At 45.5% G+C, this 17,762-nt stretch carries 16 protein-coding genes and 1 tRNA gene; 13 read left to right on the top strand and 4 right to left on the bottom strand.

Annotated elements, in window-relative coordinates:
• Positions 1-90: 90 nt before the first annotated feature.
• From dprA to H9625_RS15655, 3 genes are all read right to left on the bottom strand, one after another.
• Positions 91-1,203, bottom strand: coding sequence for a DNA-processing protein DprA (gene dprA / locus H9625_RS15665; protein ID WP_191765260.1), 1,113 nt, complete (start codon positions 1,201-1,203; stop codon positions 91-93).
• Entirely contained in the window at positions 1,200-1,604 is a 405-nt protein-coding gene (locus tag H9625_RS15660; RefSeq protein WP_022039298.1) for an acyl-CoA thioesterase, read from the bottom strand. The genes dprA and H9625_RS15660 overlap by 4 nt, the downstream gene beginning before the upstream one ends.
• 178 nt (positions 1,605-1,782) lie before the next feature.
• A complete protein-coding gene (locus H9625_RS15655; RefSeq protein WP_022039297.1) occupies positions 1,783-3,054 on the bottom strand; it encodes a DUF2851 family protein in 1,272 nt (423 codons plus the stop codon).
• An 84-nt stretch (positions 3,055-3,138) separates the two neighbouring features.
• On the opposite strand from H9625_RS15655, the gene dapB reads away from it, so the two are divergent.
• The 11 genes from dapB to H9625_RS15600 all read left to right on the top strand — a co-directional run bounded on the left by dapB (position 3,139) and on the right by H9625_RS15600 (position 14,261).
• Entirely contained in the window at positions 3,139-3,894 is a 756-nt protein-coding gene (gene dapB / locus H9625_RS15650; protein WP_022039296.1) for a 4-hydroxy-tetrahydrodipicolinate reductase, read from the top strand.
• A 9-nt stretch (positions 3,895-3,903) separates the two neighbouring features.
• Positions 3,904-5,328: a S26 family signal peptidase gene (locus H9625_RS15645; protein WP_022039295.1), complete on the top strand. Its 1,425-nt coding sequence runs from the start codon at positions 3,904-3,906 to the stop codon at positions 5,326-5,328.
• 77 nt (positions 5,329-5,405) lie between these two features.
• A complete protein-coding gene (locus tag H9625_RS15640) occupies positions 5,406-6,317 on the top strand; it encodes a S26 family signal peptidase (RefSeq protein ID WP_022039294.1) in 912 nt (303 codons plus the stop codon).
• A 3-nt stretch (positions 6,318-6,320) separates the two neighbouring features.
• Complete coding sequence (locus tag H9625_RS15635) at positions 6,321-6,965, top strand: WbqC family protein (RefSeq protein ID WP_087406927.1); 645 nt, start codon at positions 6,321-6,323, stop codon at positions 6,963-6,965.
• 65 nt (positions 6,966-7,030) lie between these two features.
• Positions 7,031-7,708 carry a rhomboid family intramembrane serine protease gene (locus tag H9625_RS15630; RefSeq protein WP_087207123.1) on the top strand — a complete coding sequence of 226 codons (678 nt, stop codon included), beginning with the start codon at positions 7,031-7,033 and terminating at the stop codon, positions 7,706-7,708.
• Entirely contained in the window at positions 7,680-8,579 is a 900-nt protein-coding gene (locus H9625_RS15625) for a rhomboid family intramembrane serine protease (RefSeq protein WP_087207121.1), read from the top strand. The genes H9625_RS15630 and H9625_RS15625 overlap by 29 nt, the downstream gene beginning before the upstream one ends.
• Positions 8,576-9,655, top strand: coding sequence for an endonuclease/exonuclease/phosphatase family protein (locus H9625_RS15620; protein WP_191765258.1), 1,080 nt, complete (start codon positions 8,576-8,578; stop codon positions 9,653-9,655). The genes H9625_RS15625 and H9625_RS15620 overlap by 4 nt, the downstream gene beginning before the upstream one ends.
• Positions 9,656-9,946: 291 nt before the next feature.
• On the top strand, positions 9,947-12,940 hold the full coding sequence (secDF, locus tag H9625_RS15615; RefSeq protein ID WP_022039289.1) for a protein translocase subunit SecDF: 2,994 nt from the start codon (positions 9,947-9,949) through the stop codon (positions 12,938-12,940).
• A gap of 217 nt (positions 12,941-13,157) precedes the next feature.
• Positions 13,158-13,490: a 6-carboxytetrahydropterin synthase QueD gene (queD, locus tag H9625_RS15610; protein WP_022039288.1), complete on the top strand. Its 333-nt coding sequence runs from the start codon at positions 13,158-13,160 to the stop codon at positions 13,488-13,490.
• On the top strand, positions 13,477-14,022 hold the full coding sequence (locus H9625_RS15605) for a 7-carboxy-7-deazaguanine synthase QueE (protein WP_191765256.1): 546 nt from the start codon (positions 13,477-13,479) through the stop codon (positions 14,020-14,022). The genes queD and H9625_RS15605 overlap by 14 nt, the downstream gene beginning before the upstream one ends.
• 44 nt (positions 14,023-14,066) lie before the next feature.
• Entirely contained in the window at positions 14,067-14,261 is a 195-nt protein-coding gene (locus tag H9625_RS15600) for a hypothetical protein (protein ID WP_191765254.1), read from the top strand.
• Positions 14,262-14,293: 32 nt separating this feature from the next.
• On the opposite strand, the gene H9625_RS15595 is transcribed toward H9625_RS15600, so the two are convergent.
• Positions 14,294-14,365: transfer RNA gene (locus tag H9625_RS15595), tRNA-Arg, on the bottom strand.
• Positions 14,366-14,530: 165 nt separating this feature from the next.
• Here H9625_RS15595 and H9625_RS15590 point away from each other — a divergent pair.
• The gene (locus H9625_RS15590) at positions 14,531-16,384 is read left to right on the top strand and encodes a 2-oxoacid:acceptor oxidoreductase subunit alpha (protein WP_022039286.1); all 1,854 of its coding nucleotides are present in this window, start codon (positions 14,531-14,533) and stop codon (positions 16,382-16,384) included.
• A gap of 182 nt (positions 16,385-16,566) precedes the next feature.
• Complete coding sequence (locus tag H9625_RS15585) at positions 16,567-17,565, top strand: 2-oxoacid:ferredoxin oxidoreductase subunit beta (protein ID WP_022039285.1); 999 nt, start codon at positions 16,567-16,569, stop codon at positions 17,563-17,565.
• Positions 17,566-17,762 lie beyond the last annotated feature (197 nt).

Here is a 17,762-nt window from a genome sequence, read left to right as displayed (position 1 = left end):
TTCCTCATCACAGAAGCAAAAATGCCTCAAAAACTCATCCCAAATCATCGCACGATAAATTCAAAACAGCTTCTTATCCTTCATCATTTTTCAGACCAGCTTGTAAACACCTCCGGCATAATTGCGGATGATACCTTTTAATTCCAGTTCGAAGAGGATGCCACTCATGCGGGTGATGGGGATATTGCTTTCTACTACTAAGCTATTCACTTGCATGCCTTCGGTTTGTTTTTGAAGGAGTTGTACTACTTGTGTCTCTTCCGCGTTCAGTTCGGGAAACAGTTGCCGCTGGATAGCCGCCGGTATTTCTTTGGGGCGGTTCCAGTTCATTGCTTTCACCAGTTCTTCGGCGCTTTGGAGTAAAATGGCACGGTTGGAGCAGATAAGCCGGTTGCAGCCTTCAGAGTAAGTATCGTCTACCCGTCCGGGAAAGGCAAAACAATCCCGATGATAACTGTCGGCTATTTCGGCAGTAATCAGTGAGCCTCCTTTCAATGCCGATTCTACTACGATAGTAGCGTCACTGATACCTGCTACAATCCGGTTCCGTTTTACGAAGTTCTGTCTGTCGGGATTTGTTCCGCTCATAAATTCGGTCAGCAGTCCACCGTGGGTTGTCATTTCAATAGCCGTATGCCGGTGAATATATGGATAAATCCGGTCTAGTCCGTGTGCCAGTACACCTATTGTATCCAATTGGTACTGCAAGGCTGCGCGATGGGCATGGATGTCAATGCCGTATGCCAGCCCACTGACAATAAGAGTATCAGGCATCAGTTCTTGCAGATCGTGTATGAAGCGGTCGCACAAGGCTTTGCCATAACCTGTGGCATTGCGTGTACCTACCATACTGATGATGTGGCGGCTGTTTAGGTCGGCATTGCCTTGATAAAACAAGACCAGTGGAGCATCACTACACTCGCGTAACCGGGAAGGGTAGTCTTCGTCATCGGAAGTAAGGCAGGCAATGTGGTTTTTCTCGGCAAAAGTAAGTTCGGCTTCACATCTGTGAAGTATTTCCGGATGGTCGAATGCTTGTAGAAGTCTGGGGCTGACTTGGGGTAGTAAGTCGCGTAACTCTTTGGTATGTGTAAAGAGGAAGGTGGCATTCCCTGCCGCTTGTAGCAGATTGTGGGCATGATTGATGCCGATGCCGGGCAGTTGGGTCAAGGCAAGCCGGTAAAGTGTTTCTTGTGTGTTCATTCGTTGAAATAAGGTGCAAAAAGGTTGTTGAAAAGTTCACTGTCACTCAGCCGTCCGTTGATGAGGCATACGGTTTCAACTGTTGATTTAATGGCTATTTTCATATCAGGCAAACGGAAAATATCTTGGTAGAAGACATATTTGATGCCTTCTTTCTTCAGATAGAGTTTGGAAACAAATTCGTCTCCGCTTTTCAGTGGTGTCTTGAATGCCATGGTCAGCCGTGCTACTACCGGATCAATACCTTCTGTATGAAGTTTGGCAAAACTGATGCCGGCAGACAATAAAAATTCATGCCGGGTGTGTTCAATGTAATGTTGGTAGTTAGCGTTGTTTACGATACCTTGCAGATCGCATTCATAGTCGCGTACTTTCATTTTCAGTTCATAGATATATTTCATGAGTTATTGAGTTTTTAAGTTATTGAGTTTTTAAGTTTTTGAGTTGGCAAGTTGACAAGTAAACAAGGCCTCGGATAGTAAAGGTATTTAAAACCTCGTCACCTTGTTACCTTGTTACCTTGTCACCTCGTCACCTCGTCACCTTGTTACCTTGTCACCTCGTCACCTTGTTTCCTTGTTACCTCGTCACCTTTTTCATATATTCGTACCCGATTCTGCAATACAAGCATTTCTTTGGGTCGCAATAGTTCTTTTTGAGTTGGATAAGCGCCTGGCTGTCTCCGGCATGGTTGGCTTTCAGTCCACATTCCTGCCAAGTCCGGATGATGTAATTGTTTTCCGGTTTCAGTTCTTCGAGGAAGCGGTTGGCGCGTTGGCAAAGGGCTTCGTTCGCTTTGTGTTTGCCATACGCATATAGAAAAGGAACTACCGTGTTGATGATAAGCAAGTCGATAGAATTGTTGCTTAACGTTTTCGGATGAGCGGGAGAAATTTCGCCGAATGTATAGTGTGTCAGCCAGTACTCGGAAGTACCTCCTCGGAGCAGTTCACGTACTTGCTTCAGGTTGTCTGTTTCCATCAGTTGAGAAAGTAATCCTTGTGAACGATGGTACAGGCAAGCCAATTGGGCAATACGTATATGTGGAAAATTGCCCGGACGCAGCCGGAGAAAACGCCAATGGCAGTCTGCCGAGGGAGTAAGTCCGAATTTATGGCTGAGGTAAGCATATTCTTTTATCAAGGCTTCGGTATAAGTGTCTATCGGAAGCTCCTGCAACAGTCCGGCTTGTCCGAAAAATAGGGCTTCTACCTGAAATAGACTATCGCGGTGCTTGTTGACTGCTGTTAAAGGTACGGTTTTTGCCCATAATTCGAAGGTGTCACTATTCACTCCGAAACCAAAATTGCGCGCCAGAGTGATAAAGAAAGCATTTTCCCAGTCACTGTTGCAGGCTTTCAGTCGCTGGTGTATTTGTTCTGTCTTGCTTTCGAACCGTTCTACTTGCAAGGCGGATAGCCAGCTGTGCAAGAAGAACGCTGATAGGGAAGGAATCAGTTCATGACAAGCCGGATAACGGTCTTCCTGCAGCAATTGTTCGTAATGGGCAAGCAAGGCTGGCGGGCAATGCAGCTCCATTTGCGGGATAGGTTCGCCGTTGGTACGGACAGGGGAGGCATCCATTCGTGAAGCTACATGCAAAATGACTGAATCGTATGCCGGGTCAAGGTGGTGCCGGTGGGCAAACCAGTCGGACGCTTGCAGGTGTATTTCCACGTTGCCTACCCACAGCACACCGTTTAACTTGATTTTGGCGTTGAAGAAATCAGGGCCTGCATGTATATTGGGCAGTCCCACGTCGATGATTTCCACTGTTTGTCCATCGGTTGTTTGTAGCGGCTGAAGGGCAAAAAGTTTGTGTTTCCACACGTAATGTAAGAGTTGTTCCATGTTAATGAGGTGTAAATGTTCGCTAAATGTAATGATTAATAACGAAAAACGCTATCTTTGTGGCTGAATTTAATTGATTTATTTATGAAAATAGCATTAATCGGATATGGAAAGATGGGTAAAGAGATAGAAAAGGTCGCTCTTTCCCGCGGACATGAAATAGTAAGTATCATAGATGTGGACAATCATCAGGACATCGATTCTGATGCTTTCCGTTCGGCAGACGTAGCTATTGAGTTTACAGCTCCGGCAGTGGCATACGGCAATTGTATGGAGGCTTTCAAGCAAGGAGTGAAAGTTGTATCAGGTAGTACTGGCTGGATGGGTGAACACGGTGACGAGGTGCGCCGCTTGTGCAAGGAAGAAGGAAAGACATTGTTCTGGTCATCCAATTTCAGCCTGGGGGTAGCTATATTCTCGGCGGTTAACAAGTATCTGGCTAAGATAATGAACCGTTTTCCCAACTATGATGTTTCGATGGTGGAAACACATCATATCCATAAGGTGGACGCACCCAGCGGTACAGCCATCACACTTGCCGAAGGTATCCTGGAAAACCTGGACCGTAAGAGTAAATGGGTAATGGGCACCTTAACTGCTCCCGACGGTACTGTAAGTGGAACAACGGAGTGTGCTCCAGATGAATTGCCGGTCAGTGCTATCCGGCGGGATGAAGTGCCGGGTATCCATACTATCCGCTACGAATCGGAAGCCGATTCCATCATCATTACACACGATGCAAAAAACCGGAAAGGGTTTGCCTTGGGGGCTGTGCTGGCTGCTGAATATACAGCTGTTCACGAAGGCTTTTTGGGAATGAATGACTTATTTCAATTTTAAGGAACGGGTATGATACAAGCATCGCGCAGGCAATGGGTGAAATTCGGCATTGTCTTGTTTTTATACATTCTCTTTCTCATCTGGCTGAAAAGCTGGCTGGGTATAGTCGTCATCCCTTTTATCTTCGATGCCTATATCACCAAGAAAATACCTTGGACGTGGTGGAAAAAATCGAAGAATAAGGCGGTGCTCACGGTAATGGGGTGGGTAGATGCCATTGTGTTTGCATTGGTAGCGGTTTATTTCGTCAACCTGTATTTTTTCCAGAACTATGTTATTCCTTCTTCTTCGTTGGAGAAATCATTGTTGGTAGGCGACTATTTGTTCGTAAGCAAGATGAGTTATGGGGCTCGTATTCCACAGACTCCTTTGCATATGCCGCTCACTCAGCACACGCTTCCGGTCTTCAATTGTAAGTCGTATCTGGAATGGATTCATTGGGATTACAAGCGTGTGGGCGGATTGGGTACGGTAAAACTGAATGATATCGTGGTCTTTAATTTCCCGGCAGGAGATAGCGTGGCTACAGCCATACCGGCTGATGACTTGTACCGCTTGAGTTATGATGCAGGCAGACAATTGTCACAGCAGGTCGATTTCTCGCGCTTGGATGCCGAGCAGCAACGGCAAGTATTTGATTATTATTACGCAGCCGGACGCAAGTATATCGATGAAAACCCGCAACTATATGGAAAGGTCATCGCACGTCCGGTAGACCGGCGTGAGAATTATGTGAAACGTTGTGTTGGACTTCCGGGGCAGACGCTTCAGATAAAAGACCGCATTGTATATCTGGACGGTAAGGCAAACAAAGAGCCCGACAATGTACAATACCGCTATATCGTACATACGAAAGGCATGTTACCCGATGACCTGTGTCACGAACTGGGTATCAGTGCAGAGGACCGGGCTATGTATTATCCCGAGGAATCTGTTTATAATATACCGTTGACGGAGAAGGCGAAAGCGGGTCTTTTGGCACGCAAGGATATTGTGGTCTCTATCGAAAACATGCCTGATGAGGCTATCGAAGGACTTTACCCCGTAAATAAGGTGACCGGATGGACACTTGACAATTATGGTCCGATATGGATTCCAAAGAAGGGGGAGACCATCGACTTGACTTTGGACAACCTGCCTTTTTATGAACGTCCGATCCATGCTTACGAGGGAAACACCTTGGAAGTAAAGGAGGGTAGAATCTATATCAACGGACAGGAGACCACCCGTTATACATTTAAAATGGATTATTACTGGATGATGGGTGATAACCGGCATAATTCGGCCGATTCCCGTTTTTGGGGCTTTGTGCCTGAAGACCATATTGTGGGCAAGCCGATATTTATCTGGTTGTCCTTGGATCAAGACCGTGGATGGCTGGACGGTAAGGTTCGTTGGAACCGGTTGTTTAAGTTTGTGGATTCGATAAAATAACATAGCGTGTACGGGTTGGCCAGGCTTTAGATACCTGATGTATTGAAAACCTGGTCAGCCAGTACCTGATTAATTATATGAATGCAAGCTGGAAAACCATACTGAAAGGAATTGCCGGATGTGTGCTGGCGGTAGTATTGGTGAAAGCTTTCCTTGTCACGTCTTGCTTTATTCCTTCGTCGGGAATGGAAAACAGCCTTTACGAAGGCGAAGGGGTATTGGTGAACAAGTGGAGCTACGGTTTGCGTATGCCTTTTCCATCGGTATTCGGATACCACCGTATCGGTTCTTGCGATATCAGGAAAGGAGATATAGTCTTGTTCAACGACCCAAGTCCGGGTAATCCGTCCCGATGGATGGAGGGGCGTGGTGTGTTTATCAGCCGTTGTATAGGTAGGGCTGGAGATACATTGTTGTTGAACCGCGAGCTGATTGATGCGGAAAATGAAGTCTGGAGTCCCGACAACAAAGCTTTGTATGTATATCCTTCGGCACAAGAAGATACTGTACAGGCAATATTGAAGGCAGTAGGTATTTCTGAGAATCCTTTGGTGGGATATACCGAGGAAGGCGATTTCATCCGGAGCTTCAGCCGATATGAACTGTATCTCGTTGCGCAAAAGGGAAAAGGGAAGGTAATTTTTACACCGTTGAATGCCAAACTAGCCAAGGAGGTACATCCTTATGTGGTGCCCGAAAAAGGTATTCCGGTGATGGTCTATCCTTGGAATGCGGTATTGCTTTGCAACACCATTGTGTCGCATGAGGGGAAAAATGCCACCGTGCAGGGAGATACCTTGTGGGTGGAAGGAAAGCCGGTGCGTTCGTATACATTCAGTAAGGATTATTATTGGATGGCTTCGAATGACCCGGTCAATCTTGCCGACTCCCGTTTGTTTGGCTTTGTGCCCGAAGAATGCATCATTGGCAAAGCGTGGCGCATTTGGTTTACTACCCGGAAGGGGCGTTTTTTACAACGTGTAGAATAAAGAATGGAAAAAGAAATATTGTTAAGTTCGGCGTATCTGGCACCGGTAGAGTATTATACGAAACTCTATGCGTATGATAAGGTATATGTGGAACGGTTCGACCATTATGCGAAACAGACTTACCGGAACCGGTGTGTTATCGCTTCGGCGGCAGGACCGTTGGCTCTGACCATTCCTACCGAAAAGAGTGACGAACAGAAATGTTTGATGAAAGATGTGCGCATTTCCGACCATGGGAACTGGCGGCATGTGCATTGGAATGCATTTGTGGCGGGCTATAAGCACAGCCCGTTCTTTGATTATTATGCTGATGAATTCCAGGAGTTTTACAAGCGGAGGTATACTTTCTTGTATGATTTCAATGCTGATTTGTGCCGGTGGATATGCAGGCAACTGGATATGCAACCTTGCATTGTACCTACTGATGATTTTTGTGTATCACCCGAAGGGGTAGAAGACTTCCGCGAACGGATTCATCCGAAAAAGCCTTTTGAGGCTAATGACCCGCGGTTCGTGCCTAAGCCTTATTATCAGGTGTTCGATGCGCAAACCGGTTTCCTTCCGAACCTAAGCATCATCGATTTATTATTCAATATGGGACCCGAAGGATTACTGGTGCTGAAGGAAAGCTTTTATAATGAAGAATGATGAATGAAGAATTAAACTTAAAAACTTAAAAACTTAAAAACTTAAAAACTAAAGAATACAACGATATGAACAATATGCCAACTGTAACAAAAAATCTACTGATTATCAATGTACTGTGCTTTTTTGGCTATGTCGTGGCAAAACGGTACGGAATAGACTTGAACGATATGTTGGGGCTGCATTTCTTCCTGGCATCTGATTTCAACCCGGCACAGCTGATTACCTATATGTTCATGCATGCCAATTTCCAACATATTTTCTTCAATATGTTTGCAGTCTGGATGTTCGGACGTACGTTGGAAAATGTTTGGGGACCGAAGCGGTTCTTATTCTATTACATCTTGTGCGGTATCGGCGCCGGACTGATACAGGAAGCGGTGCAATACATCGAGTATGTAGTGAGTTTGTCACAATACGATGGGGTAGATACCGGTATGGGTGTCATTTCGATGGCAGAATACTTGAATATGCTGACCACTGTGGGAGCATCCGGGGCTGTATATGCCATCTTGCTGGCTTTCGGTATGCTGTTTCCCAATAGCGAGATGTTCATCTTTCCGATACCGATGCCTATCAAGGCGAAATACTTTGTTATTGGTTATGCCGTACTCGAACTGGTGCTGGGCATCAGTGGGGGAGACGGGGTGGCACACTTCGCTCATTTGGGAGGCATGCTTTTTGGATTCATATTAATCATTTATTGGAGAAAGAAAAATGGCGGCGGACAGCAGATTTATTACTAACCTGAAAGAGAACTTCAGGCGTGGGGATATTGTGACCCAACTTATTTACATTAATGTCGGCGTGTTTTTGCTTGTTGCCCTGGTGAACCTTTTCCTTACCTTATTTAATATGGGGGGAGGACAACAGTGGATGAATTACCTCATGTTTCCGGCATCGTTGGGGAGATTTATCCGCCAGCCTTGGTCGGTACTGAGCTATATGTTCATGCATGCCGGTATTTTGCACATCCTGTTCAATATGTTGTGGCTGTATTGGTTCGGAAGGCTGTTCCTGAACTTTTTCTCGGCAAGACACCTGCGTGGATTATACGTGTTGGGAGGCATAGCCGGTGCGGTACTTTATATGGTGGCTTATAATCTTTTCCCTTACTTCCGGGATGCAGTCGCTTTTTCATACTTGCTGGGAGCTTCGGCATCAGTACTTGCCATAGTAGTGGCTACGGCGGTGCGTGAGCCCGATTATCCCGTACAATTTATGTTTATCGGAACGGTACGCTTGAAATATGTAGCTATCTTTATGGTAGTGCTCGACCTGTTGTTTATGACTGCAGACAATGCCGGAGGACATCTGGCTCATTTGGGAGGTGCTTTGGCTGGATGGTGGTTTGCTTCTGGTCTGGTAAAGGGGCGCGACCTAACCCGATGGATTAACATGGCTTTAGATTTTTGTTCGGGTCGTTGGCGTCAGACTCCCCGCAAGCCGAAGATGAAAGTGCATTATGGAGACAAGGAAAAAGATTACGACTTCAATGCACGCAAGAAAGCACGTGCTGATGAGATTGACCGTATATTGGACAAGCTCAGAAAGTCAGGTTACAATAGTCTGACCGAAGACGAAAAGAAAAGTCTGTTTGATGCAAGCAAGAAATGAAAATCGTTAAGCATTTCATACTGACCATTTTGGCCTTGTCGAATGGATTGATAGGCATAGCCTTTCTGGTTTGTGCCTATAGTCCTTATATTTCTCCGGTAGAACATCCGGTAGGAGCGTGTGCAGGTTTGTTCTTTCCCATATTTATGTGCCTGAACCTGGCTTTTTGTTTCGTCTGGCTTTGCCTGAAGCCATGGGGAGTGTGTTTGCCTTTGTTGTTTTTTGCTGCCGGATGGAACAGCTTGCGGATATATTTCCCCGTAGGTTCTATCAAAGAGGGTACGCCAGGAGCGAAGAACCTGAAATTTCTCACGTATAACACACAGGGCATTGCTGCCGGCGAGAAAGGAGAAACCGACGGAGAGAATCCTGTATTGGCTTATTTGCGCAAGAGTGGGGCAGACATTATCTGCCTGCAAGAGTTTATGCCGGGAACCCATGCTTCGAAGGCACAAATAAAGGAAGCATTGGCGGCTTATCCGTATTCGAAAACGACACGTACGGAAGGGGGAGACATCTTGGCTTGTTATTCACGCTATCCCATTTTGTCGGAAGAGCGCATTGCGTATGCCAGTCAGTTTAACGGGAGTGTGATGTACCGCTTGAAAGTGGATGAAGATACAATCGTAGTTATCAATAACCATCTGGAGTCGAATAAATTGGACAGTTACGACAAGAAGGTGTACAACGATATCTTGAAGTCGCCCACTGAAGGCAATGTGAAGAGCGAGAGCAAATACCTGTTGCGCAAATTGGCAGATGCCGGGGCACTCCGAGGTCCGCAAGCCGATTCGGTGGCACAGGCTATCCGGCGGAACCGCTCACGTTATATGCTGGTTTGCGGTGATTTCAATGATTCTCCCCTTTCGTATGCCCATCGGGTTATCGGTGAAGGGCTGTGCGATGTATTCGTAGAGGCTGGTGCCGGTCCTGGATTTACTTATAATCAGAACCACTTTTATTTTCGCATCGACCATATCTTTGCTACTCCGGCATTTCGTGTACTCGAATGTAAGGTGGACCGCAGCATCCGTGCTTCCGACCATTATCCCGTATGGTGCATCTTGGAGCGGTGAACCGTCTGGAAAACTTGAGATGAGGAAAGCACTTACTTACATGGGCTTATGCATATGGGTGCGTTGTCCGATGTACTTATATGCGTAGAGCCGCGCACTTATATGCAATCGGGTCACTTCTTTGTCCGAAAAGGATTGTTTCTTGATGCCTGTTGCCGTTGAAATTCATCTTTTTTGCTTTGAAATGCCGAAATAATTAAAATCCTTTTCTTCATGTAAATGAAAAGAACTATATTTGCAACCTTGAATAAACGCATATTAATTAAAAAGTAAATAATAAATTAAAGTAACATGCAAAACAAAGGATTCGTAAAGTTTTTTGCGCTATTACTGACCCTGGTCTGCTTGTTCTACCTTTCGTTTTCTTTCGTGACCCGCTATCACATGAATAAGGCGGAGGAAGATCCGAAAGGCGAGACACATTATCTTGATTCGGTAATGAACAAGAAGGTATGGTTCAGTTATACGCTGAAAAAATGTCGTGAATTGGAAATCGGACTGGGCCTTGACTTGAAGGGTGGTATGAACGTCATCCTTGAAGTTTCTGTGCCGGATGTAGTGAAGGCACTTGCCGACAACAAGACTGATGAAGCTTTCAACAAGGCTGTGGCAGAAGCTGCCAAGAAACAGGTGACCAGTCAGGAAGATTTTATCACACTGTTTGTGAGAGAGTATAAAAAGTTGGTTCCCGATGGCAAGCTTGCCGAGTTGTTCGCTACACAGCAGATGAAGGACAAGGTGAATACCCGCAGCACCGATGCTGAAGTGGAAAGAGCTTTGCGTGAAGAAGTGAAGGCTGCCATCGACAACTCATATAACGTGTTGCGTACACGTATCGACCGTTTCGGTGTGGTTCAGCCCAATATTCAGGCAGTAGAAGGTTCGATGGGACGCATCATGGTGGAATTGCCGGGTATCAAAGAACCGGAACGTGTGAGAAACCTTCTGCAAGGTTCTGCCAATCTGGAGTTTTGGGAAACATACGAAGCCAAGGATATTGTTCCTATATTGATGTCGGCCGATGAACGTGCCCGTCTTGCGATGGGGACTGCTACGGATTCGGTGAAGACCGACTCGGTGGAAATGAAGAAAGAAGAAGCCAAAGCCGCTCTTTCTTCGAAAGACAGCCTGGCCGCAGTACTGAAGGGAGAGACGGCCGAAGCTCAAAGCACCGCCGATTTGGAACAACTGAAGAAAGAACATCCGTTGCTGGCTGTTTTCCAGCCCAACCAAAGCGGTATAGGAGCTATCGTAGGATATGCTGACTATAAGGATACAGCTGCCATAAACAACATCTTGAATCTGAAGCAAGTGAAAGAAATCCTGCCGCGTGACCTGAAGTTGATGTGGGGCGTGAAGGCTTCGGAAATGGACCAGACGGGTCACATATTCGAATTGTATGCCATCCGCGTAACCGAGCGTAACGGACGTGCTCCGCTGGAAGGTGATGTCATCACAGATGCACGCGACTCATACGACCAGTTTAACAAGCCTTGTGTAACAATGTCGATGAATACCGACGGTTCGCGCCGCTGGGCTGCACTGACCAAGAAAAATATCGGCAAGGAAATAGCTATTGCACTGGATGGTTATGTATATAGTGCGCCGCGTGTAAATTCTGAGATTACGGGAGGTAATTCGGAAATCACCGGTAATTTTACTCCGGAAGTAACTAAAGACTTGGCTAACGTGCTGAAGTCGGGTAAGATGCCGGCTCCTGCCCGTATCGTACAGGAAGATATCGTAGGACCTTCGCTCGGACAGCAGTCTATCAATCAGGGATTGGTTTCGTTTATAGTAGCCTTGATTGCCTTGATGGCTTACCTCTGCCTGATGTATGGTTTTATTCCAGGTATGATTGCCAATTTTGCACTGATATTCAACTTCTTCTTTACGATGGGTATTCTGGCTTCGTTCCAAGCCGCATTGACATTGTCCGGAATTGCCGGTATGGTGCTTTCGCTGGCCATGGCGGTGGATGCCAACGTGTTGATTCACGAACGTACCAAGGAAGAGATGAAGGCTGGAAAGACAATGAAAGAAGCAATCAATGCGGGTTATTCAGGTGCTTTCTCGGCCATCTTCGACTCTAACCTGACATCTATCATTACGGGTGTTATCCTGTTCTATTTCGGAACCGGACCTATCCGCGGATTTGCTACTACATTGATTATCGGTATCATCTGCTCGTTCTTTACAGCAGTGTATATGACCCGTCTGGTTTACGAACATTTCCTGGCAAAAGGAAAGCTCCGTAACCTGACATTCTCTACTTCCATATCGAAGAACCTGTTCCAGAATGTGCATTTCAACTTTATGGGAATCATCAAACGTTCGTTTACCGTATGGGGTATTCTTATTCTGGTATGCGTGGTTTCGTTTGTGGTTCGTGGTTTGTCGCCCAGTATTGACTTTACAGGTGGACGTAACTTTGTTGTACAGTTCGACAAGGTGGTTCAGCCAGAAACCGTACGCGACTTATTGGAAAACAAGGTGGATGATGCCAATATCCAAGCCATTGCCTTGGGAACTGACGGACACCGTATCCGTGTGACCACCAACTATCGTATAGCAGAGGATGGTGCAAATGTAGATGCCGAAATAGAAGGTATTTTGTATAACGCTTTCAAGGAAGGCAATCTGTTGCCCGATGGTTTGACTCTCGAGCAGTTTGTTGACCGTGACAATACGGAAGGATGTTCCATCATCAGTTCGCAGAAGGTGGGTCCGAGCGTAGCAGACGACTTGAAGACATCTGCTGTATGGTCGGTCATCTTTGCCTTGATTGCTATCGGTCTGTATATCTTGATTCGGTTCAACAACATTGCATATAGTGTGGGTGCAACGGCTGCATTGGCGGTGGATACGCTGCTGGTAGTAGGTGCTTATTCTTTATGTTACGGTTGGATGCCGTTCTCATTGGAGGTAGACCAGACATTTATCGGTGCAGTATTGACGGTAATCGGTTATTCTATTAACGACAAGGTGGTTATATTCGACCGTGTGCGCGAGTTCTATCACCTGTATCCGAAACGTGAACGTACAAAACTGTTCAATGATTCTTTGAATACGACACTTGCCCGTACGTTGAATACCGGTCAGAGTACGTTGATTGTATTGCTTATCATTTTCTTCTTGGGAGGCGACAGCATCCGCAGTTTCTCATTTGCAATGATTCTGGGTGTGGTAGTCGGTACGTTCTCCTCATTGTTTGTAGCTGCCCCAGTGGCTTACTTGATGTTGGGAGGCCGGAAAGGACAGAAAGAAGAAACCGGAAAAGCCTGATAATATCATAATAAGGAATTGAGAAATTAAAGAAGTAAAGGAGTTAAGTCAATAGTCTGGTGGTGGAAAATCAGCTATAGGCTTAACTCCTTTATTATATAGACTCTTTTCTTCCTGTTTGCCCAGATGCAAATTCTTTCTTATCTTTGCAAAGTGCCGAGGTGACATTAGGCACTAACCGTTTTTTACGATAAACAATCTTAGAACAACAAGCATTATGTATACAGTCATCAAACGTATGGAAATATCGGCTTCGCACAGCCTGTCACTTTCTTATCCCAGCAAGTGCGAAAATCTGCATGGACATAACTGGATAATCACCGTATATTGCCGCAGCAAGGAACTGGACGAGTGTGGTATGGTAGTTGATTTTTCTAAAATTAAAAAGATAGTAAAAGAACAAATGGATCACCGTCATTTGAATGAAGTATTCTCTTTTAATCCGACGGCAGAAAATATCGCTCGTTGGGTATGCGAACAGGTACCACATTGTTTTAAGGTGGAAGTAAGGGAATCGGAAGGCAATACGGTAATTTATGAGAAAGATTAACGAAATATTCTATAGCCTGCAAGGAGAAGGGGCACATGCAGGAACCCCTGCTGTATTTGTACGCTTTTCGGGATGCAATCTGAAGTGCGCTTTTTGTGATACATCGCATGAATCAGGAACGGAAATGAGCGATGAGGAAATTGTAGAAGAGGTATGTAAATATCCCTGCCGGATGGTTATTCTGACTGGAGGAGAGCCGGGGTTGTGGATAAACGATGCATTGGTTGATTTGTTGCACAAAGTCGGCAAATATGTTTCTGTCGAGACCAATGGAACACAAATCTTGCCCGAAGCGGTAGACTGGGTAACCTGTTCTCCAAAAGAAGGAACAATTCTTCGCGTCAAGCATGTTGATGAAGTGAAAGTGGTTTATCTCGGACAAGATGTCTCTCCTTATTTATTAATAGAAGCAAAAGAACATTTTCTACAGCCGTGTTCGTGCCAAAATACAGAAGAAGTGATTGAGTATATAAAGAAGCATCCACAGTGGCGGTTAAGCCTTCAGATACACAAATTGATAAACATCCCTTGATTTACGATTTTACGATTTAGAAGCTGTTTTGAATTTATCGTGCGATGATTTGGGATGAGTTTTTGAGGCATTTTCGCTTCTGTGATGAGGAAGATAGCGGGCTATCTGACGAAGAACAGGAGCGGAAAGGACCAAAAAATCGCCCAAAGCACACACGAAAAAGGATACATCAAGCCAAGAAAAATTTTTTGGAGAAATTCAAAACAGCTTCTTACTATTTTGTCATTTGTTTAAAATAGTAAATCATAAATAGTAAAATAGTAAATAAAAGTACCTCGGAGGGGAATCGAACCCCTATTTAACGTTTAGGAAACGCTTGTTCTATCCGTTGAACTACCAAGGCGAGTGTGCAAATTTACTGCTTTTTGTGCTAATTCCCATATATTTGCTCAAGAAAAACACAAGGACCTTACATTTTTTGTAATAATTCTGCCTTTTTATTTTGATTTTTAAAGGAAGTTCCCCAATTTTGTGTGCATTTAATACGAGAACTCTAAAAAAATATAGTATGGCAAAAGAAATGATAGTCAAAGAACTGCATGATGTCGTAGTTCGTTTCTCTGGAGATTCGGGCGATGGCATGCAGCTTGCCGGAAATATGTTTTCAAATATTTCGGCTACGGAAGGAAATGATATCAGTACATTCCCCGATTATCCGGCTGATATACGGGCTCCGCAAGGTACGCTGACGGGAGTATCGGGCTTTCAGGTACATATCGGGTCGGGTAAGGTCTATACGCCGGGAGACAAATGTGATGTGTTGGTCGCTATGAACCCTGCTGCATTGAAAACACAGTACAAGTTCTGTAAGCCTCAAGCGGTTATTATCATCGATACGGACTCGTTTACCAAACGTGATTTGGAGAAAGCACAGTTCCAATTGGAAAACCCATTCTCTGAACTGGGTATCAAAAACGAAGTAGTAGAGGCAGCCATTACCACGATGTGCAAAGAGAGCCTGAAAGACAGCGGATTGGATAATAAGTCTATCATGCGTACCAAGAATATGTTTGCATTGGGACTGGTATGTTGGCTGTTCCACCGCGATGTCAGTGTAGGTGAAAAACTGCTGCGCGAGAAGTTTGCCAAGAAACCGGCAATAGCAGAAGCTAATATTAAGGTGCTTTACGATGGCTATCATTTTGGCGAAAACACACATGCTTCTGTTTCTGCCAGCTATACAGTACCGAGTAAGGAGCCTAAGGAAAAAGGGCGTTATATGGACATCAATGGCAACAAAGCGACTGCATACGGCTTGATTGCTGCTGCTGAAAAAGCCGGATTACAACTTTATTTGGGCTCGTATCCGATTACACCTGCCACTGATATCCTGCACGAATTGGCGAAGCATAAGTCATTAGGCGTAAAAACCGTGCAATGCGAAGACGAGATTGCCGGATGTGCTTCGGCTGTAGGTGCAGCTTTTGCCGGTGCACTTGCTGTCACTACTACTTCAGGACCAGGTATTTGCCTGAAGAGTGAGGCGATGAATCTGGCGGTGATAACCGAACTTCCATTGGTCATTGTGGATGTGCAGCGTGGAGGTCCCTCCACCGGTTTGCCTACCAAGTCGGAACAGACAGATTTGTTGCAGGTATTGTTCGGAAGAAACGGCGAAAGTCCGATGCCGGTCATCGCTGCCATTTCGCCTACCGATTGTTTCGATGCCGCTTTCATGGCCTGTAAGATAGCTTTAGAGCATATGACTCCCGTGGTATTGCTTACCGATGCCTACATCGCTAATGGTTCGGCTGCATGGCATTTACCCGATTTGGCGAAATATCCTGAGATTCGTCCGCCATACGTCAAGCCGGAAATGGCAGGCTCGTGGACGCCTTTCCAGCGTGACCCGAATTCGTTAGTACGTTATTGGGCGATACCTGGCACGAAAGGTTTCATGCACCGTATCGGAGGACTGGAAAAAAGCAGCGAGACAGGTGCCATCTCTACCGATCCCGAAAACCATCACCTGATGACGGGCATTCGTGCGGAAAAAGTAGCACGCATCGCTTCGTGCATTCCCGATTTGCAGGTAGAAGGATGTGAGGATGCAGATTTGTTGATCGTCGGTTTTGGCGGTACATACGGACATTTGCATTCTGCCATGGACATATTGAACGACCAGGGCAAGAAGGTGGCACTGGCACACTTCAAATACCTTAACCCGCTGCCGAAAAATACAGCAGAAGTGCTTCGCCGTTACAAGAAAGTTGTGGTGGCAGAGCAGAATATGGGACAGCTCGCAGGCTACCTGCGCATGAAGGTAGAAGGCATTCATCTCTATCAGTTTAATCAGGTGAAAGGACAGCCTTTCGTTGTGCAAGAACTGGTAGAAGCCTTTAATCGCATTCTGAATGCATAAGAGATAAGTTCTTTTAAGTTTTTAAGTTTTTCAGTTCTTAAGTTTTTAAGTTGAGAAAGAATAAACTCACGAACTTAAGAACTTGCAAACTTAAAAACTAAAAAACTCACGAACTTAAAAACTAAAAAACTCACGAACTTAAAAACTAAAAAACTCACAAACTTAAAAACTAAAAAACAACTATGTATACAGCAGCCGATTATAAAGCAGGCCAGCCGCGCTGGTGTCCCGGATGTGGCGACCATGCATTCTTGAACTCATTTCATAAGGCACTTGCCGAGTTGGGTGTACCTCCCCATGAAATAGCTGTTATCTCCGGTATCGGATGTTCATCGCGTTTGCCTTATTATATGAATACGTATGGTATGCACACCATTCACGGGCGTGCGGCAGCCATTGCTACAGGGGCAAAAGTGGCAAATCCGAATCTTACCATCTGGCAGATTTCGGGTGATGGTGACGGACTTGCCATTGGAGGAAATCATTTCATCCACGCTATTCGCCGTAATGTGGATATTAATATCATCTTGTTGAACAACCGTATTTACGGTTTGACGAAAGGACAATATTCGCCAACGTCAGCACGTGGCTTTGTCAGTAAGTCGTCACCTTACGGCACGGTAGAAGATCCTTTCCGGCCGGCAGAGCTTTGCTTTGGTGCCCGTGGACGCTTTTTTGCCCGCTGTGCAGCTGTAGATGGCGGACCATCTGTCGAGGTGTTGCAGGCAGCTGCCCGTCACAAAGGTACTTCGGTAGTGGAAGTGTTGCAGAATTGCGTTATCTTTAATGATGGCACGCACAATGCCGTAGCGAAAAAAGAAGACCGGGAACGCAATGCCATTTATCTGGAACATGGCAAACCTATGCTTTTCGGACCGAACCGGGAGTTTGGCTTGATGCAGGAAGGCTTTGGGCTGAAAGTCGTGAAATTGGGTGAAAACGGCATTACGGAGAGCGATATCCTTGTACACGACGCCCATTGTGAGGACCATACCTTGCAATTGAAGTTGGCATTGATGGAAGGACCGGATTTTCCCATTGCCTTGGGGGTAATCCGCGATGTGGAAGCTCCTACTTATGACGAAGCGGTAGAAGAGCAGATAAAGGAAGTGTCGGCAAAGAAACCATACCATAATTTTGCAGAATTGCTCGATACCAACGATACATGGGAAATCAAGTAATTTATTCAAGTTCAGCAAGCTGCAAAACTAGAGCCGTTATGTAAGTAACTAATTTAGAAGCTGTTTTGAATTTATCGTGCGATGATTTGGGATGAGTTTTTGAGGCATTTTCGCTTCTGCGATGAGGAAGATAGCGGGCTATCTGACGAAGAACAGGAGCGAAAAAGACCAAAAAATCGCCCAAAGCACACACGAAA

Origin of the sequence: Phocaeicola intestinalis, assembly GCF_014837065.1 — a bacterium.
GTDB lineage: Bacteria > Bacteroidota > Bacteroidia > Bacteroidales > Bacteroidaceae > Phocaeicola > Phocaeicola intestinalis.
Note: the sequence above shows the minus strand (reverse complement) of the source record. Positions and strands in the feature narration are given on the sequence as shown.

What these genes read in the sequence shown, in the direction of transcription:
- dprA (WP_191765260.1), bottom strand. Translation starts at nt 1,203, where the DNA reads ATGAACACACAAGAAACACTTTACCGGCTTGCCTTGACCCAACTGCCC.
- H9625_RS15660 (WP_022039298.1), bottom strand. Translation starts at nt 1,604, where the DNA reads ATGAAATATATCTATGAACTGAAAATGAAAGTACGCGACTATGAATGC.
- H9625_RS15655 (WP_022039297.1), bottom strand. Translation starts at nt 3,054, where the DNA reads ATGGAACAACTCTTACATTACGTGTGGAAACACAAACTTTTTGCCCTT.
- dapB (WP_022039296.1), top strand. Translation starts at nt 3,139, where the DNA reads ATGAAAATAGCATTAATCGGATATGGAAAGATGGGTAAAGAGATAGAA.
- H9625_RS15645 (WP_022039295.1), top strand. Translation starts at nt 3,904, where the DNA reads ATGATACAAGCATCGCGCAGGCAATGGGTGAAATTCGGCATTGTCTTG.
- H9625_RS15640 (WP_022039294.1), top strand. Translation starts at nt 5,406, where the DNA reads ATGAATGCAAGCTGGAAAACCATACTGAAAGGAATTGCCGGATGTGTG.
- H9625_RS15635 (WP_087406927.1), top strand. Translation starts at nt 6,321, where the DNA reads ATGGAAAAAGAAATATTGTTAAGTTCGGCGTATCTGGCACCGGTAGAG.
- H9625_RS15630 (WP_087207123.1), top strand. Translation starts at nt 7,031, where the DNA reads ATGAACAATATGCCAACTGTAACAAAAAATCTACTGATTATCAATGTA.
- H9625_RS15625 (WP_087207121.1), top strand. Translation starts at nt 7,680, where the DNA reads ATGGCGGCGGACAGCAGATTTATTACTAACCTGAAAGAGAACTTCAGG.
- H9625_RS15620 (WP_191765258.1), top strand. Translation starts at nt 8,576, where the DNA reads ATGAAAATCGTTAAGCATTTCATACTGACCATTTTGGCCTTGTCGAAT.
- secDF (WP_022039289.1), top strand. Translation starts at nt 9,947, where the DNA reads ATGCAAAACAAAGGATTCGTAAAGTTTTTTGCGCTATTACTGACCCTG.
- queD (WP_022039288.1), top strand. Translation starts at nt 13,158, where the DNA reads ATGTATACAGTCATCAAACGTATGGAAATATCGGCTTCGCACAGCCTG.
- H9625_RS15605 (WP_191765256.1), top strand. Translation starts at nt 13,477, where the DNA reads ATGAGAAAGATTAACGAAATATTCTATAGCCTGCAAGGAGAAGGGGCA.
- H9625_RS15600 (WP_191765254.1), top strand. Translation starts at nt 14,067, where the DNA reads ATGATTTGGGATGAGTTTTTGAGGCATTTTCGCTTCTGTGATGAGGAA.
- H9625_RS15590 (WP_022039286.1), top strand. Translation starts at nt 14,531, where the DNA reads ATGGCAAAAGAAATGATAGTCAAAGAACTGCATGATGTCGTAGTTCGT.
- H9625_RS15585 (WP_022039285.1), top strand. Translation starts at nt 16,567, where the DNA reads ATGTATACAGCAGCCGATTATAAAGCAGGCCAGCCGCGCTGGTGTCCC.